Source organism: Rhizobium sp. R635 (assembly GCF_002211285.1).
In the GTDB taxonomy this organism is placed as follows: domain Bacteria; phylum Pseudomonadota; class Alphaproteobacteria; order Rhizobiales; family Rhizobiaceae; genus Rhizobium.
Genome location: NZ_LOKX01000001.1, coordinates 550,485 through 571,392, shown reverse-complemented (window position 1 = coordinate 571,392; position 20,908 = coordinate 550,485). Strand labels below are relative to the sequence as shown.

Genomic DNA, 20,908 nt, shown 5'->3' with positions numbered 1-20,908 from the left:
AAACTCTCTTTCAGAGTATTCGGCATTTCCTTCGGCTTGCTTAAATGAAAGGGTGAACGAGACGACAATATCCACGGCGATATCCTGCCCTTATCTGCGACGGTGACTGCAATTTCGGCCGCCTGCACCAAAAGGATACATGCGGACCTGGCATGTTTTCTGCTACAGGCCGGCCATGACACAAGATCCCGGAATGCCTTCACGTCGCGACATGCTTCTGCTTCTCGCCGCCTCGGCCGTTGCGGGAGGGATGGCGCCGCGCGCCCTCGCCTCGCCGCTGGCGGCGGCGGCCGAGCCGAAGCTGCGCGGCGCGATCGACGCGGCGGAATATCGCGCCATTCCCGAAAGCGGCGACCGCAAGACGCGAAATCTTCAGCAGATGATCGAGCAGGCGGCGCGCGAGAACGTGCCGGTCTTTCTGCCGCCCGGCACCTACAAGGTCTCCAACCTCACCTTGCCCGACAACACCCGCATATCAGGCGTGCCCGGGGCGTCGCGGATCGTCTATACCGGCGAAGGCCACCTTTTCGCCGCCGAAAACGTACGGCGGGTCGAGCTTTCCAATCTCGTCATCGACGGCGGCAACCGCCGGCTCGGCGACTACGCCGGCGGGCTCTTGCAGTTCACCGGCGTCGACGAGGTGCTGATCGACAATTGCGAGATCGGCGGCAGCCGCAAGCACGGCGTCCAATTGGAGCGCTGCGGCGGGCGGATCGAGCGCAGCCGTATTTCGGGCGCGGCCCAATCCGGGCTCTATGCGGTAGAATCGGCAAATCTTTCGATATCGGGCAATACGGTCTCTGATTGCGGCAATGGCGGCATCCTGGTGCACCGCTGGAAGAAGGCGGAGGATGGCACGGTCGTCTCCGGAAACCGCATCTCCAACATTCGCGCCAATGACGGCGGCACCGGCGAAAACGGCAACGGCATCAATATCTTCCGCGCCGACGGCGTGATGGTGGTGAACAACCATATCTCCGACTGCGCCTTCACGGCGATCCGCGCCAATTCGGCCTCCGATATCCAGATCAACAGCAACCAATGCCGGCGCTCCGGCGAGACGGCGATCTATGTCGAATTCGCCTTCGAGGGCGCCGTCGTATCCGGCAATTTGATCGACGGGGCGGCGAACGGCATTTCGATCGCCAATTTCGACGAGGGCGGGCGGCTCGCGAGCGTCACCGGCAATGTGGTGCGCAACCTGACGCTGAAAGGCCCCTATAAGCACGAGGTCGGTTTCGGCATCGGCATTGCCGCGGAGGCCGACACGCTGATCTCAGGCAATGCGATCGAGGGCGCGCCGCGCTGGGGGTTGCAGATCGGCTGGGGTCCCTATCTCAGAAATGTCATCGTCAACGGCAATGTGGTGCGCAAGACGCCTGTGGGATGTGCGGTCTCGGTCGCCGACGGCGCCGGAACCGCCGTCATTACCGACAATGTGTTTCAGGAAACCTCCGAAGGAGCGGTTCTCGGCTTTCAGTGGGAGAAGAAAGTGTCGGGAGAACTGGCAAGCGGCGGCTCGCCCTATGCGAAGCTCACCGTCGAGCGAAACCGGACCTCCTGACAAGCAACGACACCGCAGAACCATTTCGGTCGCCGCCGCTCGAAAAGTCGAAGATCGAATCCCCGCCGCAACGGCGACCGTCGTGTCGGCCAGCGCCTTGAAGACAATAGTATCGGCGCCCACGCCGCCGGTGATGTGAGGAACGGCGCAGCATCAAAAGCTTTCATCGTTCCATCAGCGGCAAGGACTTTTCCGGGACTGACCTAGCATTTACGGTCATCCGGGACATATCGAGGGGTATCTTTCATGCTGACGATCTACGGAGTCTATCGGTCGCGTGCGTCACGCGTCTATTGGATGGCGGAGGAACTCGGGCTTCAGTTCCAGTCCGTGCCGGTGCTGCAGGCAAGGCGGCTGGCAAGCCCGCTGTCCGATAAAGCGCCGCTCAACACCCACTCGCCTGACTTTCTCGCCGTGAACCCCATGGGGCAGATCCCCAGCATCAAGGACGACGATCTCGTCATGCACGAATCGCTGGCGATCAATCTCTATCTTGCGCGCAAGCATGGCGGGCCGCTTTCCGGACAAACCGTCGAAGAAGACGGATTGCTGACGATGTGGACGGTCTGGGCGGCATCGCAGGTCGAACCCGAAACGGTGAAGATCGTGCTCACCTACGATAACGGGCTCGAAAACAGCGAGGACGGCAAGCAGACGATCGCCGTCGCCTGCCGCTCGCTGCGCCGGCCGTTCGCGGCTCTCGAAAGCCACCTTGCCGGCCGGCAGTGGATTGTCGGAGACCGCTTTACCGTCGCCGACCTCAACATCGCCGAGGTGCTGCGATACGCCCAGAGCGAAGAGGCCCTTTTCCAAGCGCATCCGAACATCAAGGCCTGGATCGCACGCTGCCAATCCCGCCCGGCCTACAAAGCCATGCAGGCGGCCCGCGGCAAGGAGCCGGTCGAGGTTTAAACTACGGGAAAAGGGTCAGCGTGCCGGCCATTTCCTCGCGGATCCATGCCTTGAAATCTCTGACTTTCTTCGGCTCGCGCACGCCATCGGCTGTGACGAAGTAATGGCCGAAGCCGGTACGCGCGCGAATGCCGAAGGGGGCGACCAGCCGGCCTTCGGCGAGCGCAAATGCGGCCAGCGTTTGCCAGGCAAGCATGACGCCCTGCCCGGCGATGGCCGCATCGAGACAGAGCGAGGCATCGTTGAAGACGTGGCGGGTCGCAAGCGTGGCGCCTGACAGGCCCGCCTCGCGCATCCAGACCTCCCAGGAAAACATGGCGCGGCCATCGATGATGGCCGGCAGTTCGAGAAGATCGGCGGGCTTCTTCAATTTCGCGGCCATCTCGGGCGAACAGACGGGAAAGACCTCCTGCTGCAAGAGCAGTTCGGCCTTCACATCCGGCCACTGGCCGGCGCCGACGCGGATGCCGATATCGACGTCGCAGAGGGCCGGATTGATGAGATTGGTCGTCGCGTCCAGCCGCAGCTTGATGTCCGGGTGACGTTCGACGAAGCGGTCAAGCCGGCAGACGAGCCAGCGGGCAGCGAAAACCGGCGCCACCGATATGGTGAGGATCGTATCGTCCTTGCGCTGGGCGATCGACACGGCCGCCGAAAGACGGGCAAAACCCTCGCCGAGCGCGAAGAGCACGGGCCGGGCCGCTTCGCTGACGATCATCCCTCTGGCGGTGCGCTCGAAGATCACCAAACCCAATTGGGCTTCTGCCTTGATGACCTGCTGACTGACGGCGCCGACCGAGACGCCGAGCTCTTCAGCCGCCGCCTGGAGCGAGCCGAGACGCCCGACGGCTTCCAGCGCGCGCAGGCCGTTAAGATGCACCGAGTTCAGGTTCTTCATATAGTTTTTCTATAACAGAGGCTCGTCAATCTCAATTGAAAATCTGACCATCGGGGCCGATATTGCACATAGCAAGCTCAATGGCGCTGGCCACTGAGCTCCCAGATTCCCTTTGAAGAAAGCGAGGCATGCCATGTCATTGCTGAAGTTTTTCTTGAAACCCGCCCTCAGCCTGACCAGCACCGATGTTGCAGATCCGCCATGGAAGAATGATCCGCTGCAGCACCCGGAGGTCGAGCGCATGTCGATGCGCGAAATCGCCGATCTGCCGCTCGGCATGCCGGCAGCCTATGGCGCCGAGACCAAACCGCAATTGGCGAAATGCGCGTAAAAACATGCTAGGCTTCGACCCGAGAAGAAGGGCGGAGCCATGGCCGACGATGTCGATGCGATCTTCGAGCGCCTGAAGCGGCTGGCGGCGGAAGCCGGCCTGCCCGATATCGAGGAAAGCACGTCCTATGGGAACCCGGCGCTGAAGGTGGCCGGCAAGAGTTTCGTTGCGGTGAAGAACGCCGAGACGATCGTGATTTCGATTGGGCTCGACGATAAGGATCATCTGCTCGAAATGGCGCCCGAGATCTACTTCCAGACCGATCACTATCGAGGCTGGCCACATCTGCCGATACGAGCGGCAATGATCGGGGACGAGGAATTGCGGCTGCGGCTGATCGGCGCCTGGCTGTTCCGGGCGCCGAAAAAGCTTGCCGCAGGTTTTCAGGCCTGATCGTAGGCCAGCGCCCGCTGGACGGCGGGGCGTTGCAGCATGCGGGCGTGGTGATCGCTCGCCCTTTCGAAACGGGCGGCATCGACACCGTCCGAAGGCAGCCAGCCCGTCATGGTGAAGAGATAGGGATCGGCGATCGAATAGGCTTCGCCCATCACCCACGGTCCTTCGAACATGGTCTGCTCGATCAGCGTGAAACAATCGGCCATGTTTTGCGGCACCTTGGCCTTCATCGCCTCTATCGCCGCCGGATCATCAGCCCAGCGGGAGCCGCGCGGGCGATGGGCATGGTTCACATGCACAGTCGAGCAGATGTAGCTGTTGAAGGCCTGCAATCTCGCAAATTCGAAGGCATCGTCGAGCGGCGCCAGCTTGGCGGCCGGCGCGATATGGGCGATGTAGGCCAGAATCGCCGGCGTTTCCGTCAGCACACCGCGATCGGTGACGAGCGCCGGCACGCGCCCCTTCGGATTGAGCTTCAGAAATTCCGGCGAACGCTGCTCACCGTCGCGAAGACTGATCTTCCTGACTTCGAAGGTCAGACCGGATTCTTCCAGCGCAATCAGGCTGGCGAGCGCGCAGGTTCCCGAGGCGTAATACAATGTCAGCATGGTTCTCGACTCCCTTTCGGCACGCCTTATAGCGCAGGGGTGGGCGAGCCGGAACCGGCGGGATCAGGAGGAGCCGGCAATTTCCGGCTCCTCCCTCGCATTCAGCCGCAGCCCGGCACGTCTTCCAGCCGATGCCAGACGGGGATGCCGCGTTCTCTCGCAATCCGCACATCGTTGTCCGCGCCCTTGGAATCGCCCGGCAGGCGCAGCACGCCTTCGCAAAGCTGCAACAGACGGCCGGCGACCGGGTGGAAGATCTCTTCGTAGAGCGCGTCGCCGACCGACCTGCCGCCGGCGGCGTGCCAGATCGGCAGCGCCACCCATTCGCCGATCATCGGCACATGGCCCGCCTCAAACAGCGCATGCGAGGGTTCCTCCAGCCGCTTCAGGTTGGCGGCCATCTTTTCCGGGTCATCGCCCGTTCCCGACCGATAAGGGCCGGCAATCAAAATCAACATCGTCCACTCCTTCACCGCTTTGATGCGGGACCCCCCCGGCCTCATGCACGGGACTTCGTGAAGATGCACGATATTTCTTGAATGTCGAGTCTACTTGTGCATATTCACGACATTTCATTCAACTTCATGCAGAGGGTCGAATGCTCACGACACAACGCAAGAGCCTCATTCTCGACATCCTGCGCCGCGACGGCCAGGTGATCGCCAAGCGCGTGGCCGAGGAGTTCGCGCTTTCGGAGGACACGATCCGGCGCGACCTCAGGGAGATGGCGGCGGAGGGGCTGTTGAAACGCGTGCATGGCGGCGCGATGCCGCTGGCGCCGGAACTGCCTGATTTCACTGCGCGGCGCAGCGTTTCATCAGAGATCAAGGCCCGGCTCGGAGCGAAGGCGGCGGCGATGGTCAAGCCGGGACAGATGATCTTCCTCGACGGCGGCACGACGACGGCGGAGATCGCCAGGCAATTGCCGCGCACCATGCCGCTGACGGTTGCGACCCACAGCCCGACGATCGCCGCCGAACTGGAGCATCATCCGACGGCCGAGGTGATCCTCACCGGCGGACGGCTCTACAAACATTCGATGGTGGCGGTGGGGGCGGCGGCGGCGGCGGCGATCTCGCAACTCCGCCCGGACCTGTTCTTCCTCGGCGTGACGGCGGCGCATCCGGTGCACGGGCTTTCCACCGGCGATTTCGAGGAAGCGGCCATCAAGCGGCATATCGCGCGGTGCTCGGCCGAAACCCACGTCCTGCTGACCGAAGAAAAGTTCGACCTCGTCTCCCCCTGCCCGGTGCTTGGCGTTGCCGATGTGGCCGGACTGATCGTGCCGGCGGAGACGACGGCCGAACGGCTGAAGCCCTATCGCGATCTCAATGGCACGATCGCCGCGGCCTGATCGCCCTGCGTGTCAGCGAATAGCGTGACACTTCGGCCTATGATTTAACGTGTGATTTCGATCCGGTCGATCGCGTAGTCAGAGGCGCCGAGGTCATCGGATTGACTGTGCATGACTAAGAAGTAGCGAAGCTCCTCGATATAATATCCGCTTTCCTTCCAGCTTGCATCTTCGCACTGCAGCGGCCAGGCGTGGCCTTCAAGAGTGGGGTGGACAGTCTTCGCTTCGACCGACTGGCCAATTGTGCAGGAGGTTTTCCGGTGCCCAGCTCCTCCCGACATCTCCGTATCGAAGGAAAAGGAGGCACCAGCAACCCAAGTTGAGGCGGTCAACGCCAATGCTGTCGTGATCGTTATCCTCTCGTTCTCTTGAGGTCCATAAAAGCCCCGCTGGTTGTTTTTGGACTTCAGCTGCACCGGACCGAGCTCTTCACGGTCCATGACGAAGCTTGGACTATAGACTTCCTGAACTCGGGTCGTGCCGCTTTTACTTGGTTTGACGACGAAGGTGACAGGGTGACCGGGTCTTGTGCTGCTCGTCCTCGTAATGCTGGCCTCTAGTGCGACAGGTCCGTTGGGCAATATCGCCTGCAGTTTTGCGGCCGTTGCCTGTACATCTGCGGGGACAGCGACATCATCCAGCCCAGGTTCGTCGCCGTACCCAGGCTGGCTGATCTCTTGAAGAATCGATTGAAACGAGGCGCGCGCCTGGCTGAAGATTGTTTCATCGGGATGGCTGAGACATCCCTTGAACGATCGCTCAAGAAGCTGCTGAGCTTCCCTCTCGCCGAATTTCTCCCTTATGACATCGAAATGCTCCATCAGCGATACAACGACGGCATTGGCACCCTCATTGATAACTGTCTGGTTGTTGTCGCGCATCGCGTCGACCAGGATTTGGCACTTGGACTCAGCCGTCAAACCGCCGAGGAGCGGGTTAGTCGAACCACTTGAGGATTCCGCCGCCTGCGCGCCCCCAACCCCTGCACCGAATGCCACGACGGCAGCGACGCCGAACGACCCGAATCTTGCCATCCAAATATTTTCCTCGTTGAATCCGCGCTCACTCAGTCAAAGCTGAGGTAGCCCTGACATCGCCGACATGGATGCCGTTCCAATTGCGCATCGAGGTTGTGGCAAAGGCCGTCAGGGCTGCGTGGACCTTTTCCTCCGTCTCGAAGAAGCGGGCCAGTGTGGCTGCCACCATGGCTTCGGCGGCGCGGGTCGTGCCGTCCTCGCATTTCAGCGCAATGGCAATGCCCTTTTCCGGGATCGCGGCGCAGAAGACGCCCTCGGCGCCCGTCTTGACGAAGATGCGGCCGGGGGCGATCTGCATCAGCGTCGTGCAGGCGCGGCCGGAGCCGGCGACGTGGAAGGGCTCGGCCATGCAGGCTTCGATCAGGCGGCGGGAGGCTTTGGCGCGCAAGGGCTCCAGGCCGTTGCCGGTCGCCATCTTGGCAAATCCATGCGCAAGGCCGCGCAAAGGCACGGCATAGGTCGGAATGGAGCAGCCATCCGTGCCGCAGCTCTCCGCGCCGAGCACGGCGCCCGTCAGGCTTTCCATCGCCGCACGGATCTCGGCCTGCAAAGGATGGTCGTAGCCGACATAACCCTTCGGATCGATGTCCTGATGGCAGCAGGCGCAGATGAAGCCGGCATGTTTTCCCGAACAATTGTTGTGAAGCGCAGTCGGCGCATTGAGCGTGCGGGCCTGATGGATCAAGACCTTCTGGCTCATCGACCAATGGGCGCCGCATTCCAGCGCTCCGGCATCGCGGCCGGCCCGCGACAGCATGGAGGCGGCAAGCGCCACGTGCTCGTCCTCACCATTATGCGAGGCACAGGCAAGCGCCAGTTCCTTGTCGCCGAAGCCATAGGCGTCGGCTGCACCGCTTTCGACCAGCGGCAGGGCCTGCATCGCCTTGCAGGACGAGCGCGGGAAGACGACGGCGTCGATATCTCCAACAGAGAAGACCAGCTTGCCATCGCCATCGACGACGGCCACCGCGCCGCGATGGCGGCTTTCGACGAGCAAGCCTCGGGTGACTTCAACGGTGACGGGATTGGTCATGGGCTCTCATCCAGGTGCTGCGGGGAGAGGCAGGCATACCGCGTCGGCGCGCGAAAGCCAACGGGGTTAGCGCTTTGCCGGGGCTCGGGCGTCCGCAGCGGAATAGCGCCTCCTGCCAAGCGCGCCACCTCCGCTATCACAGGCCTTGAGTTTGGAAGCATCGAGACGCTATCCTGCAACCCAGCTCACGTTTCGAGGAATTGTTTTGCAATCAGGCCTATCCATTTCAGAGTCCATATTGGGAATATTTTTCACGGCCGTTTCTCTCGGCCTGGCGTGTTGGTTGGCGCGCCGGCCGAAAAAGACAAGCGTCGGAATCATCCTTGGAGCGCTTGTGGGGCTGGCCTTGATGTCCATTGCGGCAGCTCTGGTCGGTTTCCTCCGGAACGTTCTTCCGTTCGGGCAAATCGACTTCTGGCTCTCCGGTTTGACAGCGAAAATCTAACGTAAATACTCATCACAGGAATTGACTGAAACGATCGAAAACTATCGTTTCTCTGATGTGTCGGATGCGGCTAAGAGTGGTGGATCAGGAACCGCCCTCATGTCATCCACCCTCTCTTTGATCCTTGGCGACAACAGGCTGCGCATTCCAGCAGCAACGCTTGTCGCGCTCGCCTTCACCTATGCCTCGACGGTGCCCTACCAGTCGATCATCGGGATCAATGAACTGGGCATGAGCAACGGCGCCTATTCGGCCTTGGTCTTCGTCTCGGCGATCGTCAACGTCACGACGAGCCTGACGCTTGGCATCTGGTCGGACAGGCTGAAGGAGCGGCGGCCGCTGGTTCTGGCTCTTTCCGTCGCCGGCATTCTCGGTTTCGGCTCGATCGCGCTCACCCACAGCCCTGCGGTCTTCATTCTCTCGACGCTTCTGCTGGTGCCGATGAGCAATTCCACCTATTCGCTGCTCTTCGCCAGCCTGCGCGCCCGGACCAACCAGATGGACCGCGGCCGGGCGGCGGCGATCACGGCCATGGTGCGGGCGCTCTATTCCGGTTCGTGGGCGCTGGCGCCGGGGTTGATCGGCCTCTATCTCGTCAATTCGCCGTCGATGACGCCGGCCTATGGGATTGCGGCCTTCGCCAGTTGCACCTGCTTCTGCCTGTATTTCTTCTTCGCGCCCGGAAATGGCTCGGCGGGCCCTGCTTCCAGTCAAGTCGGCTTCATCGCGTCACTGAAGCGGATCTTCGTACCCTATGTGCTGGCGCGCGTCCTCGTCATGTCGATGCTCGTCGGGCTGCAGCGGCTGAACGGCATGCTCTCGCCACTAATCATTATCCATGCGGCAGGCGGCACGGTGGTCGACGTGGGCTTCATGGCCGGGCTGACGGCCTTTCTCGAAATGCCCTTCATGATGATGTGGGGCATGGCGCAGCGCCGCTTCCGGACGGTGCATGTGCTTGCCTTCGGCTCGCTGATCTACTGCGCCTATCTGCTGCTGCTCGGATTTGTTTCGGCGCGCTGGCAGGTCTACGCGCTGCTCCTCGTCAATGCCTGCGGCGTGGCAGCAATCCTCAGCGTGCCGATCACCTATCTGCAGGACCTGATCGCCGACCGGCCGGGGCTCGGAAGCTCGCTGATCTCGCTCAACAGCTTCATCGGAGCCGGCATCAGCGCCGGGCTCTTCGCCTTCGGCACTGAAATCACCGATTATTCCGGAACCGCCTTCGTCGGCGCGGCGGCGGGTTTGGCGGCGATCGGCGCGTTGCTCTATCTCGAAAGCAACAAGCGACAGGCGCAGCAGCCGGCCTGAAGTGCCGCGTGCTTTTAAGGGTCAATGCGGCCTGATGCGATAGGCGCAGCGCAGCGCCGCGCCCCGACCAGGATATGTTCGCTGCGCTCGACTTCGGCATCGCCAACGGCGCCGGTCTCGTCGAGCCGGGCGGCATCGCGGGTGCGCTTTCGGCCGCGCACTGGCTTTATCTCATGATGGCTTTACCCGGCATTCTGGCCGTCGGTGTCTCGCTGACACTCAGCCGACGCGCAGCATGACCTTGCCGACATGGCTGCCCTCTTCCAGCAGCCGGTGCGCCTCGACCACCTCCTCGAAGGCGAGAACCTTGTGGATGACGGGCGCGATGGTGCCCGCCTCCAGCAGCGGCCAGACCTCGGAGAGAAGATCGTCGCGGATGGCGCGTTTTTCCTCGGCCGTGCGCGGGCGCATGGTGGAACCGGTGACCGTCAGGCGCTTGACCATGATCGGCGCGAGATTGACCTTTTCGGCGACGGCCCCGCCAAGGAAGGCGATGATCGACAGGCAGCCATCCCTGGCCAGCGAGGCGAGGTTGCGCTCGAAATAGGCCGCGCCGATCATATCGAGGATGATATCGACGCCCTGGCCGGTTTCGGCCTTGATCACCTCGGCGAAATCCTCGGTCCGGTAGTTGATCGCCCGTTTGGCGCCGAGTTTTTCGCAGGCCTCGCATTTTTCCTTCGAGCCCGCGGTCGCATAGACCTCGGCGCCGAAAGCGCGGGCAAGCTGGATCGCCGTCGTGCCGATGCCGCTGGAGCCGCCATGGATCAGCACCGTCTCGCCTTCCGTCAAACCCGCCATCTGGAAGAGATTGGCCCAGACGGTGAAGAAGGTTTCGGGAAGGGCCGCGGCCTTCACCGCGTCATATCCTTTGGGGAAAGGCAGGATCTGCCCGGCCGGCAGGATGCAATATTCGGCGTAGGCGCCGCCATTGGCGAGGCCGCAGACCTTGTCGCCGACGCCATAGCCGCTGACGCCAGGCCCGACGGCGACGATTTCACCCGAGAGTTCCAGGCCGAGGATCGGGCTTGCATCCTTGGGCGGCGGGTAGCTGCCCTGGCGCTGGGCGATATCGGGACGGTTGACGCCGATCGCTTCGGCACGCAGGAGAACCTCACCTTCGCCCGGCACCGGCAGCGGACGCTTGCCGATCGCCATCACCTCCGGCCCGCCGAAGGACGGCAGATCGACGAAACGCATTTCCTGAGGCAGTGACATGGCGCGACCCTCCTGATCCCGATTGTTCGGAATAGATCAGCCCCAGAGCCTTGGGAAGGCGGGAAGTGGCAAGGGCGTCAATTCGCCTCGCCCAGGAAGTATAAACTCTTTCGCCAATATGAAAGTTTTGTGAAACGCGCTCGAGCCTCCCACGCGTTTCACGTTCATTAAATTTTCCAATGCAATCAAAAGCTTGCTCAGGCGGAGCGGCGGCGTTCCGCCTCGTGATCGGCAAACATGTCGGCGACGCATCTGCCGCCGGACTGGACGCCCTCGTCATCGAGAACATCGCCGCGAAACTCTCCCATCTTGCGGGCGGTGTCCCAGAGGCGAAGCGCCTCGCGGACGACCTCGCTGCTCGAGGCATAACCGCCATTGTCGACGGCGGCACGGATGCCCGCCGCTTGCTGCGGAGAGATGGAAACGGTGACCATCGGCATGGACTTCCTCCCTACTTTCGATCAGGCAGAATCCTGCCTCATGGGGGACGTATGACCATTTTCGGCATCTTCGACGATATTTCGCCGATGCCCTGACGCATTCGCACGCGGAGGCGATCCCGCAAGTCGAAAGGCCGTAACCCTTAAAGTTTAATCCCCTGTCGTGGCCTTGTCAAAAAAGAAACCGTTCCACTGTTTCATCTGCGGATACCGAAGCCGAAGGCGATCATCGTCCACCCCTGGAGGATGAGATCGGCGGCCAGGAAAAGGCCGAGGATCCAGAGGCTGTTTACCGGCCAGCCAAGCGCGATGACAAAGCCGGCCAGCGCCGTAGTGACCCCGCTTGCGACGATCCAGCCCCAGCCCTTGGCGGGCTTCATGCGCCTGCCGACCCAAGTGCGGAAAACGCCGGCGATGAGAAGGGCGATCGCGAGAAACAGCGTCAGCGCCGCCGACGTCAGGATGGGATTGATGAAGGCGCAGATGCCGGCGAGCACGTAAAGCAGGCCGCTCAGCGCCCAGAACAACACGTGATCCCAGCCGCGCACCTGAAATGCATGAACGAGATAGATCACGCCGCCGAACAGCATGAGCATGCCGACATAATAGACCGAGACGACGGTGGCGAGCATCAGATTGCCGAGCGCGATCAAGCCGCAGACGAGCAGCAGCACACCGAGGCCGACGAACCAGATCCATTTCGACTGCAGAGAGGATGTGGGCATCCCGTTGAAGACATCGGCCATAACGCACCTCCCGGTAGGATTTGAATATGTTGCAGCAATTGACCGGGGAAAGATCCGAAGAGGGATGAGCCCGAGAAAGATTTTTATTGATTGATCAGTCAATCAAAAATATTCTAGTGGGAAGTTCAAGGGAGTTGTCCGTTTGCCGAAGGTCGGAATGGAGCCGGTGCGCCGCAAGGCGCTGGTCGATGCAGCGCTGCGGGTGATCGGCGATCACGGCTCGCTTGCCGTCACCATGTCCGACATCGCGCGCCAGGCCGGTGTGTCTCCTGCCCTTGCGCATCATTATTTCGGCAGCAAGGAACAATTGCTGATCGAGACGATCCGCTCCCTGCTCAGACAGTTGCGCGACGATACCGTAGCTGCACTCAAGGCAGCGACGACGCCGCGCGAACGGCTTTCGGCCGTCATCCGCGTCAATTTCCACGCCGACCAGTTCGCACCGGAAACTATCGCCGCCTGGCTTGCCTTCTATGCCGAAGCGCAGCGCTCGGAAGAGACGCGCCGCTTCCTGGTGATCTATGCCAGGCGGCTGCGTTCCAACCTGCTTGCCGATCTCAAGGCGCTCCTGCCCGCCAACGCCGCAGAACGCATCGCCGAAGGCGCTGCGGCGATGATCGACGGGCTCTATATCAGGCAAAGTCTGAAATCGGCGCCGATCGGCATCGAAGCCTCGATCGCGCTGACGGAGGATTATGTGAACGCGCTTCTGGCTAGCAGCTCCCCTTCTCCCCAGCGGGGAGAAGATGTCCAAAGGACAGATGAGGGGGTGAGCGACGCAGGAGCGAGCGGCCGTAAGGCCGAGATTGCCGCCCCCTCATCCGGCCCTGCGGGCCACCTTCTCCCCCAGGGGAGAAGGGACGACCACATCGAACCTTCCAAGGACAAATGACATGAAAGCCCAGCCGAAAGCCTCGCACTTCATCGACGGCGAATATGTCGAGGATACCGATGGCACCGTCATCGAGAGCATCTATCCCGCGACCGGCGAGGTGATCGCCCGGCTCCATGCCGCAACGCCTGCGATCGTCGAAAAGGCGATCGCCGCGGCCAAGCGCGCACAGCCGGAATGGGCGGCGATGAGCCCCATGGCACGCGGGCGCATCCTCAAACGGGCGGCCGACATCATGCGCGAGAGAAACCGGGCTCTCTCCGAACTCGAAACGCTCGATACCGGCAAGCCGATCCAGGAAACGATCGTCGCCGATCCGACATCAGGCGCCGACGCCCTCGAATTCTTCGGGGGTGTAGCACCGGCCGGCCTCAACGGCGCCCATATCCCGCTCGGGCAGGATTTTGCCTATACCAAGCGCGTGCCCCTCGGCGTCTGCGTCGGCATCGGCGCCTGGAACTATCCGCAGCAGATCACCTGCTGGAAAGCGGCCCCTGCCCTCGTTTGCGGCAATGCCATGGTATTCAAGCCGTCCGAGAACACGCCGCTCGGCGCATTGAAGATCGCCGAAATCCTCATCGAGGCCGGGCTGCCGAAGGGGCTCTTCAATGTGATCCAGGGCGACCGCGACACCGGACCGCTGCTCGTCAACCATCCCGATGTCGCCAAGGTGTCGCTGACCGGTTCTGTGCCGACGGGGCGCAGGGTCGCGGCAGCAGCGGCCGGGAACCTGAAGCACGTGACGATGGAACTCGGCGGCAAGTCGCCGATCATCGTCTTTGATGATGCCGATCTCGATTCGGCCGTCGGCGGGGCAATGCTCGGCAATTTCTATTCGACCGGCCAGGTCTGCTCGAACGGCACGCGCGTCTTCGTGCAGAGGACCATCAAGGACGAATTCCTGAAGCGGTTGAAGACGCGCACCGAGGCGATGCTGATCGGCGACCCGATGGATGAGGCGACGCAGATCGGCCCGATGGTTTCCTGGGCGCAACGCGAGAAGGTGATCTCCTACATCGAGAAGGGCAAGGCCGAGGGCGCGACGCTGATTGCCGGCGGCGGCATTCCGAACAATGTCTCCGGTGAAGGTTATTACGTGCAGCCGACCGTCTTTGCCGATGTGACCGACGACATGACCATCGCCCGCGAGGAAATCTTCGGCCCCGTCATGTCGGTGCTCGATTTCGAAGCCGAGGACGAGGTGATCGCGCGCGCCAACGCCAGCGAATTCGGCCTCTCCGGCGGCGTCTTCACCGCCGACCTCACCCGCGCCCACCGCATCGTCGACCGGCTGGAGGCCGGCACGCTCTGGATCAACACCTACAATCTCTGCCCGGTGGAAATCCCCTTCGGCGGTTCGAAACAATCGGGCTTCGGTCGGGAGAATTCGCTGGCAGCGCTGGAGCACTATTCCGAGTTGAAGACGGTTTACGTGGGTATGGGGCCGGTGGCGGCGCCCTATTGAACGGAGCGAGACCCGCCCCTCACCCTAACCCTCTCCCCGTAAACGGGGCGAGGGGACGTGGCAAACGGGACGCTTAGGAATACCGAAACGGTGCGGCATGTCCCTTCTCCCCGCATGCGGGGAGAAGGTGGCGGCAGCCGGATGAGGGGCAGCCTCTAGGAAAAAAGAAGATGCAACAAGCAGATTTCATCATCATCGGCTCCGGCTCCGCCGGTTCGGCCCTCGCCTACCGCTTGTCCGAAGACGGCAAGAACAGTGTGCTCGTCATCGAGGCGGGCGGCAGCGATTTCGGGCCGTTCATCCAGATGCCGGCGGCGCTTGCCTGGCCGATGAGCATGAAGCGCTATAACTGGGGCTATCTTTCCGAGCCGGAGCCGAACCTCAACAATCGGCGCATCACCGCGCCGCGCGGCAAGGTGATCGGCGGCTCCTCCTCGATCAACGGCATGGTCTATGTGCGCGGCCATGCCGAGGACTTCAACCGCTGGGAAGAGCTCGGAGCCAGCGGCTGGGCCTATGCCGACGTCCTCCCTTATTTCAAGCGGATGGAACATTCGCATGGCGGCGAGGATGGCTGGCGCGGCACGGACGGGCCGCTGCACGTCCAGCGCGGCGGCTTCACCAATCCGCTGTTCCGCGCCTTCGTCGAGGCCGGCAAACAGGCGGGTTTCGAAACGACGGAGGACTATAACGGCAGCAAGCAGGAAGGTTTCGGACTGATGGAGCAGACCATCTTCCGCGGCCGCCGCTGGTCTGCCGCCAATGCCTATCTGAAACCGGCGCTGAAGCGGCAAAATGTCGAGATCGTCTATGGGCTCGCGCGCAAGATCGTGATCGAGGACGGACGGGCGACAGGCGTCGAGATCGAACGCAACGGCCGCGTCGAAGTGGTGAAGGCGAACCGCGAGGTGATCGTCTCTGCCTCCTCCTTCAACTCGCCGAAGCTCTTGATGCTGTCGGGCATCGGACCGGCCGAGCATCTCAAGGAGATGGGCATCGAGGTGAAGGCGGACCGGCCGGGCGTCGGCGCCAACCTGCAGGACCATATGGAGTTCTACTTCCAGCAGGTCAGCACCAAGCCGGTGTCGCTCTATTCCTGGCTGCCGTGGTTCTGGCAGGGTGTGGCAGGCGCCCAATGGCTGCTCTCCAAGGGCGGGCTCGGCGCTTCCAACCAGTTCGAAGCCTGCGCCTTCCTGCGCTCGGCGCCAGGACTGAAGCAGCCCGACATCCAGTATCATTTCCTTCCCGTTGCGATCAGCTATGACGGCAAGGCGGCGGCGAAAAGCCACGGCTTCCAGGTTCACGTCGGCTACAACCTGTCGAAATCGCGCGGCAGCGTGACGCTGCGCTCGCCCGACCCCAAGGCCGACCCGGTGCTGCGCTTCAATTATATGAGCCATCCGGAAGATTGGGAAAAATTCCGCCATTGCGTGCGGCTGACCCGCGAGATCTTCGGGCAGTCAGCCTTCGATCACTATCGCGGGCCGGAAATCCAGCCGGGCGAAGGCGTCCGGAGCGACGATGAGATCGATACCTTCCTGCGCGAACATCTGGAAAGCGCCTATCATCCCTGCGGCACCTGCAAGATGGGGGCCAAGGACGATCCGATGGCGGTAGTCGATCCGCAGACGCGTGTGATCGGCGTCGACGGCTTACGCGTCGCCGACAGCTCGATCTTCCCGCACGTCACCTATGGCAACCTGAACGGCCCGTCGATCATGACCGGCGAGAAGGCGGCGGATCACATTCTCGGCAAACAGCCGCTGGCACGCTCGAACCAGGAGCCGTGGCGCAATCCAAGGGCGGCGGTCAGTGATCGCTGATGGCTGAGCGTTGGAGCCTTTCCTCATCAGCCGCTGTCGTCATGCCGCCTCTTCTGCTGTGAACCCCGTCGTCAAAGCGAGAGAAATACTGATGCCGGAATGAGAAATCGCTCGCTCAGCGCGCGCGCTTGCCGAAGATTGATTTGCCGTTTTCCACTCAGAATTTCGGATACGACGGACTGAGCGCCGAGTTCCGGCATCTCGGACTGGCCAAGCCCCCGCTCTGCCATGATATAACGCAACGCATCGGCTCCGGTCGCGGGAGGCATTGGCCGGGTTTTCTCGTCATAGGCCTCGACAAGATCCGCCATGCGCGATGCAAGCAACGCCAAGGGATGATCCTCATCGTCACCCACTTCAGCGAGGATCTCGTCAAGCTGCTCCACGAGACGATCATACTCAGCCTCATTGGCCGGCATGGCAAGAAGAGGGGCAACGTGCGTCCAGTGCTCGCTTACCAGTCTTACAAGTGCGCTCATCGGCTTAACCCTTCCATGCTCCCTTGTCATATTCCGCGTGGTCCATGATCCGCTGAATATAGACCTTTCTGAATCTGTAATGCACCACCGCGACCAAGCGGAGCTTATTGCCGCCAATGTCGAATACGTGGTGCCGCCCGACCTTATCTGTCGCTGGAAACAGTGATTTCATGTCAGCGAAATCCGTCGGCTCCGCCGACTTCATCAACCGATACCAGGTATCCAGAGCATTGGCCGTTTGAGGCCATCGGTCTTTCGCTTCCCAAATCTTTTTCTGCGTGATGATGTGCATAATCCGGAAGCGTTCATCGCATTTTGCTATGTGAAATTTAACGCAACTGCCTCCTCATAGCAAGTTGCTATAGACCGTCTGTGATTGGTGATGTTTCAGAGAAATCCGATCCACCGCCCGGCCAATACGGCAGCGATCCAAATTGCGGCCGACAGGGCTGCAGAGAAGCGCAGGCCAGGATGGATGAGGCCGGTGGCGAGGAGCCCTTTCCACCCCCGCCCGACATGAACCGCCAGGAGGTTGAGAAGGCCGAGGCCGATCAGGCAGAGCTTGGCGAGGAAGGCGGGATTTGCGGCATATTCGAGCGGGCGGACGCTGAAGAGGCAGAAGCCGGTCGCGATCGCCAGGATGAGGCCGACACCGGCGGAGCGCGACAGGAACGGAGCGACGGCCTCGACGGGCACCTTGCGGAAGAAGCCGGCGAGTCTCAGATCGAGCGGCAGAATGGCGCCGACCAGCAGGCCGATCGCCAGAATATGCGCGGCATTGACGAACATATAGAGTGTCGCAGAGCGCCGGAGCGCGACTGCGGGCGCCGTCGCCGCCAGCCATTCGAGAACGTCCATGACGGCAGGTCAGTTCGTCCGGATGCGATCGGGATAAATATCGTAGCGCTTCTCGCCGATCGTGATGCGCACGGCCTTCATCCGCTTCTCCTTCGGGTCCTGCGAACGGTTTCCGAGGGCCACGACCTGGTCGCCGGGCTTTGCAACGCCCTCCACGAAACCGGAGCGTTCCGTCTGGCGCGGATTGCCGAGTTCGACCCGCCACACGCCGTCATCGGCGGTCGCGACGTCGAGCGTCGGATGCGGCCCACCCATGGTTATCGTCTGGATGGTGCCGCGCAGCTCGATCTGGTCCGCCTCGGCCCAGGACCAGCCATGATGAGCGGCCGCACCCGTTGCAAACGCGGCCGTCAGCCCGACAGCAGCGAGCATACGCTTCCATGAACGTGCAGACATTGATGTTCTCCCTACCCGAATGGACAGGCAGGTGGAGCATCGCGACGCTAAGAAAAGGCGTTTCACCAAATCTTGAAGAAAGACGGGCGCAGTTACGCGTTTTCCTCAAGCCGGATGGCTTAGGCAAGAAGCCGGGTGACCTCGGCGCTATGGGCGGGCTGGGCGGCATCGGCGATGGTCGTCGAGAACAGCACCTTGCGGGTGGCATCGGCCACCTTGGCGAAGACATGGCGGATCTGGCAGCTCTGTTCGCCGTCGCAATCGTCGCACTTCCGGTAGGCGGTGATCGACAGGCAGGGAAGCGGGGCGATCGGGCCGTCGATGATGCGCAGGATCTCGCCGAAGGTGATGGCGTGGGCCGGCTTGAGCAAGAGATAACCGCCCTGCTTGCCGCGACGGCTGACGACGATGCCGTGATGCTTCAGGTCGAGCAGGATCTGTTCGAGAAACTTCTTCGGGATCTTCTGCTGCGCTGCGATATCGGAAATCATCACCGGTTCGTCGGCATCGGCATCAGCCAAGACCGTGAGCGCCCGCAGCGCATATTTCGCCTTTTGCGTAATCATCTCAGACCATCGACACACACAGGCAGCGCGAATCTTCGCACTGCTTCAAGATTACTTTTGCCTCTATTGCACAGTCAGCATGAACGGAATTTGAACGCGCCGGAGAAAGACTTGAGAGACAAGCACTTCGGCCTTGTTTTTCATTCTTGGCCAAGCCCAAACAATCTATGCCAAAACAGCGGGTCCTGCACCTTTTTCGGCATCAATTCAGATTTCCGATTGACAGGCTGCGTGTAACTCTACTATTTTTATAGACATTCAAGCCGCCGACGTGGATTTCTATCCGCGGGCGGCTGCTTTTCTGCATTGCGGCAGCTTCGGAGAGATATTTGCTCCTCCGGCCGCAGCTTTCGAAATCCCTTTTTCTGTCCGATCCACGATCGAACTGCGATACTCCCGGTAACAACGGACAGGATTCTCATGACTGCTACCAATCCTATTGCAGAAGCCGAGGCGCTGAACGACAAGCTGGCAGGCCTCGACCTCGCCGGACGTCTGTCGCTGGTCTCCGGCCTCGGCGGGCGTGTGGTGTTCACCACCTCGCTCGGCATCGAGGACCAGGTCATATCAGCCGAGATCGGCACGCACCGCCTGCCGATCGATGTCGCGACGCTACAGACCGGCCGGCTGTTTCCCGAAACGCTCTCGCTGATCGACGAGACCGAGAGCCAGTACGACATCCATATCCATCGCTACGAACCCGAACAGGCCGATATCGACGCCTACGCGGCGAAGTACGGCATGAACGGTTTCTACGAAAGCGTCGAAGCCAGGCATGCCTGTTGCGGCGTGCGCAAGCTGAAGCCGCTTGCGCGCGCACTCGAAGGTGCTGCGATCTGGATCACCGGCCTGCGCCGCGGCCAGTCGGCCAACCGCGCCGAAACGCCCTTTGCCGAATATGACGCCGAACGCCACCTTTTGAAGGTCAACCCGCTCGCCGATTGGGACATCGACAAGATCAAGGCCTTCGTCACCGACAATGGCGTGCCTATCAATCCGATGCATGCCCGCGGCTATCCCTCGATCGGCTGCGAGCCCTGCACCCGCGCCATCAAGCCGGGCGAGCCGGAACGCGCCGGCCGCTGGTGGTGGGAACAGGATGAGAAGCGCGAATGCGGCCTGCATGTCGCCGAAGAGGCGACTCCGATCGCCGTGCAGCAATAAGAAGTCTGGAGTACGAAATGCCCGATACCCGTCAGGATACTGAACTGACCAATCCGCAAAGTGCCAAGCCGCCGCTCGACCCGCATCTGAAAGCGCTGGAAAACGAAGCGATCCACATCTTCCGCGAAGTTGCCGCCGAATTCGAGCGTCCCGTGATGCTCTATTCGATCGGCAAGGATTCCTCCGTGCTGCTGCACCTTGCCCGCAAGGCCTTCTATCCCGGCCGCGTGCCCTTCCCGCTGCTGCACGTCAACACGGGCTGGAAGTTCGCGGAGATGATCACCTTCCGCGACGAGATCGTGAAGAAATACGATCTCGACCTGATCGAGCACATCAATCCGCGCGGTGCGGCCGAAAACATCACGCCGTTCACCTACGGCTCGGCCCGCTACACCGACGTCATGAAGACGGAAGCGCTGCGCAATGCGCTTGACGCCGGCCAGTACGACGCGGCCTTCGGCGGCGCGCGGCGTGACGAGGAAGCCTCGCGTGCCAAGGAGCGCATCTACTCCTTCCGCACGCCCGACCATCGCTGGGATCCGCGCAACCAGCGCCCTGAGCTGTGGAACGTCTATAACGGCCAGATCCGCAAGGGCGAGAGCGTTCGCGTCTTCCCGCTGTCGAACTGGACCGAGGTCGATATCTGGCGCTACATCCAGGCCGAAGAGATCCCGATCGTGCCGCTCTATTTCGCCGCCAAGCGCCCCTATGTCGAGCGCGACGGCATGATGATCGCGGCATCCGATCCGCGCCTCGAACTGCTGCCCGGCGAAACGAAGCAGGAAGACTTCATCCGCTTCCGCACGCTCGGCTGCTTCCCGCTGACGGGCGCGATCCGCTCGACGGCCACCACCCTCGAAGACATCATCGCGGAGCTTGAGATCGCTACGGTTTCCGAGCGCCAGGGCCGCGCCATCGACCGCGACCAGTCCGGTTCCATGGAAAAGAAAAAGCGTGAAGGATATTTCTGAG

The 20,908-nt window shown here is 61.8% G+C and carries 24 protein-coding genes and 1 pseudogene; 12 read left to right on the top strand and 13 right to left on the bottom strand.

The genetic code is table 11. The features are described 5' to 3' along the window. The first annotated feature begins 193 nt into the window (after positions 1–193). Entirely contained in the window at positions 194–1,564 is a 1,371-nt protein-coding gene (locus tag ATY78_RS02730; RefSeq protein ID WP_088680846.1) for a TIGR03808 family TAT-translocated repetitive protein, read from the top strand. Positions 1,565–1,810: 246 nt separating this feature from the next. Then, complete coding sequence (locus ATY78_RS02725) at positions 1,811–2,476, top strand: glutathione S-transferase family protein (RefSeq protein ID WP_088680785.1); 666 nt, start codon at positions 1,811–1,813, stop codon at positions 2,474–2,476. A gap of 1 nt (position 2,477) precedes the next feature. Here the strand turns inward: ATY78_RS02725 and ATY78_RS02720 are convergent, their stop codons facing one another. Further along, positions 2,478–3,374 carry a LysR substrate-binding domain-containing protein gene (locus tag ATY78_RS02720; RefSeq protein ID WP_088680784.1) on the bottom strand — a complete coding sequence of 299 codons (897 nt, stop codon included), beginning with the start codon at positions 3,372–3,374 and terminating at the stop codon, positions 2,478–2,480. 133 nt (positions 3,375–3,507) lie between these two features. On the opposite strand from ATY78_RS02720, the gene ATY78_RS02715 reads away from it, so the two are divergent. Together ATY78_RS02715 and ATY78_RS02710 are read left to right on the top strand one after the other, a co-directional pair. Continuing rightward, positions 3,508–3,705: a hypothetical protein gene (locus tag ATY78_RS02715; RefSeq protein WP_088680783.1), complete on the top strand. Its 198-nt coding sequence runs from the start codon at positions 3,508–3,510 to the stop codon at positions 3,703–3,705. A 39-nt stretch (positions 3,706–3,744) separates the two neighbouring features. Beyond that, entirely contained in the window at positions 3,745–4,098 is a 354-nt protein-coding gene (locus tag ATY78_RS02710; RefSeq protein ID WP_088680782.1) for an MmcQ/YjbR family DNA-binding protein, read from the top strand. Here the strand turns inward: ATY78_RS02710 and ATY78_RS02705 are convergent. Together ATY78_RS02705 and ATY78_RS02700 are read right to left on the bottom strand one after the other, a co-directional pair. Then, a complete protein-coding gene (locus ATY78_RS02705) occupies positions 4,089–4,709 on the bottom strand; it encodes a glutathione S-transferase family protein (protein ID WP_088680781.1) in 621 nt (206 codons plus the stop codon). The two genes, ATY78_RS02710 and ATY78_RS02705, sit on opposite strands and share 10 nt — an antisense overlap. Positions 4,710–4,810: 101 nt before the next feature. Further along, complete coding sequence (locus ATY78_RS02700) at positions 4,811–5,167, bottom strand: DUF4406 domain-containing protein (protein WP_088680780.1); 357 nt, start codon at positions 5,165–5,167, stop codon at positions 4,811–4,813. A 140-nt stretch (positions 5,168–5,307) separates the two neighbouring features. Between ATY78_RS02700 and ATY78_RS02695 the strand changes: the two genes are divergently transcribed. Then, positions 5,308–6,063, top strand: a complete 756-nt coding sequence (locus ATY78_RS02695; RefSeq protein ID WP_088680779.1) for a DeoR/GlpR family DNA-binding transcription regulator — start codon at positions 5,308–5,310, stop codon at positions 6,061–6,063. A gap of 44 nt (positions 6,064–6,107) precedes the next feature. Here ATY78_RS02695 and ATY78_RS02690 read toward each other — a convergent pair whose 3' ends face one another. Both ATY78_RS02690 and ATY78_RS02685 read right to left on the bottom strand, forming a co-directional pair. Then, on the bottom strand, positions 6,108–7,097 hold the full coding sequence (locus tag ATY78_RS02690) for a hypothetical protein (RefSeq protein ID WP_088680778.1): 990 nt from the start codon (positions 7,095–7,097) through the stop codon (positions 6,108–6,110). A 28-nt stretch (positions 7,098–7,125) separates the two neighbouring features. Then, positions 7,126–8,133, bottom strand: a complete 1,008-nt coding sequence (locus tag ATY78_RS02685) for an asparaginase (protein WP_088680777.1) — start codon at positions 8,131–8,133, stop codon at positions 7,126–7,128. 544 nt (positions 8,134–8,677) lie between these two features. Between ATY78_RS02685 and ATY78_RS02675 the strand changes: the two genes are divergently transcribed. Both ATY78_RS02675 and ATY78_RS28080 read left to right on the top strand, forming a co-directional pair. Then, positions 8,678–9,889 (top strand): MFS transporter, encoded by a 1,212-nt coding sequence (locus tag ATY78_RS02675; protein ID WP_088680775.1) that lies wholly within the window; start codon positions 8,678–8,680, stop codon positions 9,887–9,889. A gap of 74 nt (positions 9,890–9,963) precedes the next feature. After that, entirely contained in the window at positions 9,964–10,128 is a 165-nt protein-coding gene (locus ATY78_RS28080; RefSeq protein WP_190237373.1) for a hypothetical protein, read from the top strand. On the opposite strand, the gene ATY78_RS02670 is transcribed toward ATY78_RS28080, so the two are convergent. The 3 genes from ATY78_RS02670 to ATY78_RS02660 all read right to left on the bottom strand — a co-directional run bounded on the left by ATY78_RS02670 (position 10,109) and on the right by ATY78_RS02660 (position 12,293). Beyond that, positions 10,109–11,107, bottom strand: coding sequence for an NAD(P)H-quinone oxidoreductase (locus ATY78_RS02670; protein WP_088680774.1), 999 nt, complete (start codon positions 11,105–11,107; stop codon positions 10,109–10,111). The two genes, ATY78_RS28080 and ATY78_RS02670, sit on opposite strands and share 20 nt — an antisense overlap. A gap of 197 nt (positions 11,108–11,304) precedes the next feature. After that, positions 11,305–11,547, bottom strand: coding sequence for a type II toxin-antitoxin system ParD family antitoxin (locus tag ATY78_RS02665; protein ID WP_088680773.1), 243 nt, complete (start codon positions 11,545–11,547; stop codon positions 11,305–11,307). A 197-nt stretch (positions 11,548–11,744) separates the two neighbouring features. Next, positions 11,745–12,293 (bottom strand): HdeD family acid-resistance protein, encoded by a 549-nt coding sequence (locus tag ATY78_RS02660; protein ID WP_088680772.1) that lies wholly within the window; start codon positions 12,291–12,293, stop codon positions 11,745–11,747. Positions 12,294–12,450: 157 nt separating this feature from the next. Here ATY78_RS02660 and betI point away from each other — a divergent pair. The 3 genes and pseudogenes from betI to betA all read left to right on the top strand — a co-directional run. Further along, positions 12,451–13,035: pseudogene (gene betI / locus ATY78_RS02655) on the top strand (transcriptional regulator BetI); the annotation flags it as partial. Positions 13,036–13,186: 151 nt separating this feature from the next. Continuing rightward, the gene (betB, locus tag ATY78_RS02650; protein ID WP_088680770.1) at positions 13,187–14,650 is read left to right on the top strand and encodes a betaine-aldehyde dehydrogenase; all 1,464 of its coding nucleotides are present in this window, start codon (positions 13,187–13,189) and stop codon (positions 14,648–14,650) included. 170 nt (positions 14,651–14,820) lie between these two features. Further along, the gene (gene betA / locus ATY78_RS02645) at positions 14,821–16,473 is read left to right on the top strand and encodes a choline dehydrogenase (RefSeq protein ID WP_088680769.1); all 1,653 of its coding nucleotides are present in this window, start codon (positions 14,821–14,823) and stop codon (positions 16,471–16,473) included. A gap of 71 nt (positions 16,474–16,544) precedes the next feature. Here betA and ATY78_RS02640 read toward each other — a convergent pair whose 3' ends face one another. The 5 genes from ATY78_RS02640 to ATY78_RS02620 all read right to left on the bottom strand — a co-directional run bounded on the left by ATY78_RS02640 (position 16,545) and on the right by ATY78_RS02620 (position 18,772). Next, the gene (locus tag ATY78_RS02640) at positions 16,545–16,952 is read right to left on the bottom strand and encodes a transcriptional regulator (RefSeq protein WP_088680768.1); all 408 of its coding nucleotides are present in this window, start codon (positions 16,950–16,952) and stop codon (positions 16,545–16,547) included. A 4-nt stretch (positions 16,953–16,956) separates the two neighbouring features. After that, positions 16,957–17,244 (bottom strand): type II toxin-antitoxin system HigB family toxin, encoded by a 288-nt coding sequence (locus ATY78_RS02635; RefSeq protein ID WP_088680767.1) that lies wholly within the window; start codon positions 17,242–17,244, stop codon positions 16,957–16,959. Positions 17,245–17,339: 95 nt separating this feature from the next. Next, complete coding sequence (locus tag ATY78_RS02630) at positions 17,340–17,810, bottom strand: DUF6644 family protein (RefSeq protein WP_088680766.1); 471 nt, start codon at positions 17,808–17,810, stop codon at positions 17,340–17,342. 9 nt (positions 17,811–17,819) lie between these two features. Further along, positions 17,820–18,206: a DUF6152 family protein gene (locus ATY78_RS02625; RefSeq protein WP_088680765.1), complete on the bottom strand. Its 387-nt coding sequence runs from the start codon at positions 18,204–18,206 to the stop codon at positions 17,820–17,822. A gap of 119 nt (positions 18,207–18,325) precedes the next feature. Continuing rightward, positions 18,326–18,772, bottom strand: a complete 447-nt coding sequence (locus tag ATY78_RS02620; protein WP_088680764.1) for an Rrf2 family transcriptional regulator — start codon at positions 18,770–18,772, stop codon at positions 18,326–18,328. A 420-nt stretch (positions 18,773–19,192) separates the two neighbouring features. On the opposite strand from ATY78_RS02620, the gene ATY78_RS02615 reads away from it, so the two are divergent. Together ATY78_RS02615 and cysD are read left to right on the top strand one after the other, a co-directional pair. After that, on the top strand, positions 19,193–19,936 hold the full coding sequence (locus ATY78_RS02615; protein WP_088680763.1) for a phosphoadenylyl-sulfate reductase: 744 nt from the start codon (positions 19,193–19,195) through the stop codon (positions 19,934–19,936). 17 nt (positions 19,937–19,953) lie between these two features. After that, positions 19,954–20,907, top strand: coding sequence for a sulfate adenylyltransferase subunit CysD (gene cysD / locus ATY78_RS02610; protein WP_088680762.1), 954 nt, complete (start codon positions 19,954–19,956; stop codon positions 20,905–20,907). The last annotated feature ends 1 nt before the right edge of the window (position 20,908 follow it).

Bases quoted from the DNA above. Each gene is read 5' to 3' on its own strand.
- ATY78_RS02730 (WP_088680846.1), top strand. From the start codon at position 194: ATGCCTTCACGTCGCGACATGCTTCTGCTTCTCGCCGCCTCGGCCGTT.
- ATY78_RS02725 (WP_088680785.1), top strand. From the start codon at position 1,811: ATGCTGACGATCTACGGAGTCTATCGGTCGCGTGCGTCACGCGTCTAT.
- ATY78_RS02720 (WP_088680784.1), bottom strand. From the start codon at position 3,374: ATGAAGAACCTGAACTCGGTGCATCTTAACGGCCTGCGCGCGCTGGAA.
- ATY78_RS02715 (WP_088680783.1), top strand. From the start codon at position 3,508: ATGTCATTGCTGAAGTTTTTCTTGAAACCCGCCCTCAGCCTGACCAGC.
- ATY78_RS02710 (WP_088680782.1), top strand. From the start codon at position 3,745: ATGGCCGACGATGTCGATGCGATCTTCGAGCGCCTGAAGCGGCTGGCG.
- ATY78_RS02705 (WP_088680781.1), bottom strand. From the start codon at position 4,709: ATGCTGACATTGTATTACGCCTCGGGAACCTGCGCGCTCGCCAGCCTG.
- ATY78_RS02700 (WP_088680780.1), bottom strand. From the start codon at position 5,167: ATGTTGATTTTGATTGCCGGCCCTTATCGGTCGGGAACGGGCGATGAC.
- ATY78_RS02695 (WP_088680779.1), top strand. From the start codon at position 5,308: ATGCTCACGACACAACGCAAGAGCCTCATTCTCGACATCCTGCGCCGC.
- ATY78_RS02690 (WP_088680778.1), bottom strand. From the start codon at position 7,097: ATGGCAAGATTCGGGTCGTTCGGCGTCGCTGCCGTCGTGGCATTCGGT.
- ATY78_RS02685 (WP_088680777.1), bottom strand. From the start codon at position 8,133: ATGACCAATCCCGTCACCGTTGAAGTCACCCGAGGCTTGCTCGTCGAA.
- ATY78_RS02675 (WP_088680775.1), top strand. From the start codon at position 8,678: ATGTCATCCACCCTCTCTTTGATCCTTGGCGACAACAGGCTGCGCATT.
- ATY78_RS28080 (WP_190237373.1), top strand. From the start codon at position 9,964: ATGTTCGCTGCGCTCGACTTCGGCATCGCCAACGGCGCCGGTCTCGTC.
- ATY78_RS02670 (WP_088680774.1), bottom strand. From the start codon at position 11,107: ATGTCACTGCCTCAGGAAATGCGTTTCGTCGATCTGCCGTCCTTCGGC.
- ATY78_RS02665 (WP_088680773.1), bottom strand. From the start codon at position 11,547: ATGCCGATGGTCACCGTTTCCATCTCTCCGCAGCAAGCGGCGGGCATC.
- ATY78_RS02660 (WP_088680772.1), bottom strand. From the start codon at position 12,293: ATGGCCGATGTCTTCAACGGGATGCCCACATCCTCTCTGCAGTCGAAA.
- betB (WP_088680770.1), top strand. From the start codon at position 13,187: ATGAAAGCCCAGCCGAAAGCCTCGCACTTCATCGACGGCGAATATGTC.
- betA (WP_088680769.1), top strand. From the start codon at position 14,821: ATGCAACAAGCAGATTTCATCATCATCGGCTCCGGCTCCGCCGGTTCG.
- ATY78_RS02640 (WP_088680768.1), bottom strand. From the start codon at position 16,952: ATGAGCGCACTTGTAAGACTGGTAAGCGAGCACTGGACGCACGTTGCC.
- ATY78_RS02635 (WP_088680767.1), bottom strand. From the start codon at position 17,244: ATGCACATCATCACGCAGAAAAAGATTTGGGAAGCGAAAGACCGATGG.
- ATY78_RS02630 (WP_088680766.1), bottom strand. From the start codon at position 17,810: ATGGACGTTCTCGAATGGCTGGCGGCGACGGCGCCCGCAGTCGCGCTC.
- ATY78_RS02625 (WP_088680765.1), bottom strand. From the start codon at position 18,206: ATGTCTGCACGTTCATGGAAGCGTATGCTCGCTGCTGTCGGGCTGACG.
- ATY78_RS02620 (WP_088680764.1), bottom strand. From the start codon at position 18,772: ATGATTACGCAAAAGGCGAAATATGCGCTGCGGGCGCTCACGGTCTTG.
- ATY78_RS02615 (WP_088680763.1), top strand. From the start codon at position 19,193: ATGACTGCTACCAATCCTATTGCAGAAGCCGAGGCGCTGAACGACAAG.
- cysD (WP_088680762.1), top strand. From the start codon at position 19,954: ATGCCCGATACCCGTCAGGATACTGAACTGACCAATCCGCAAAGTGCC.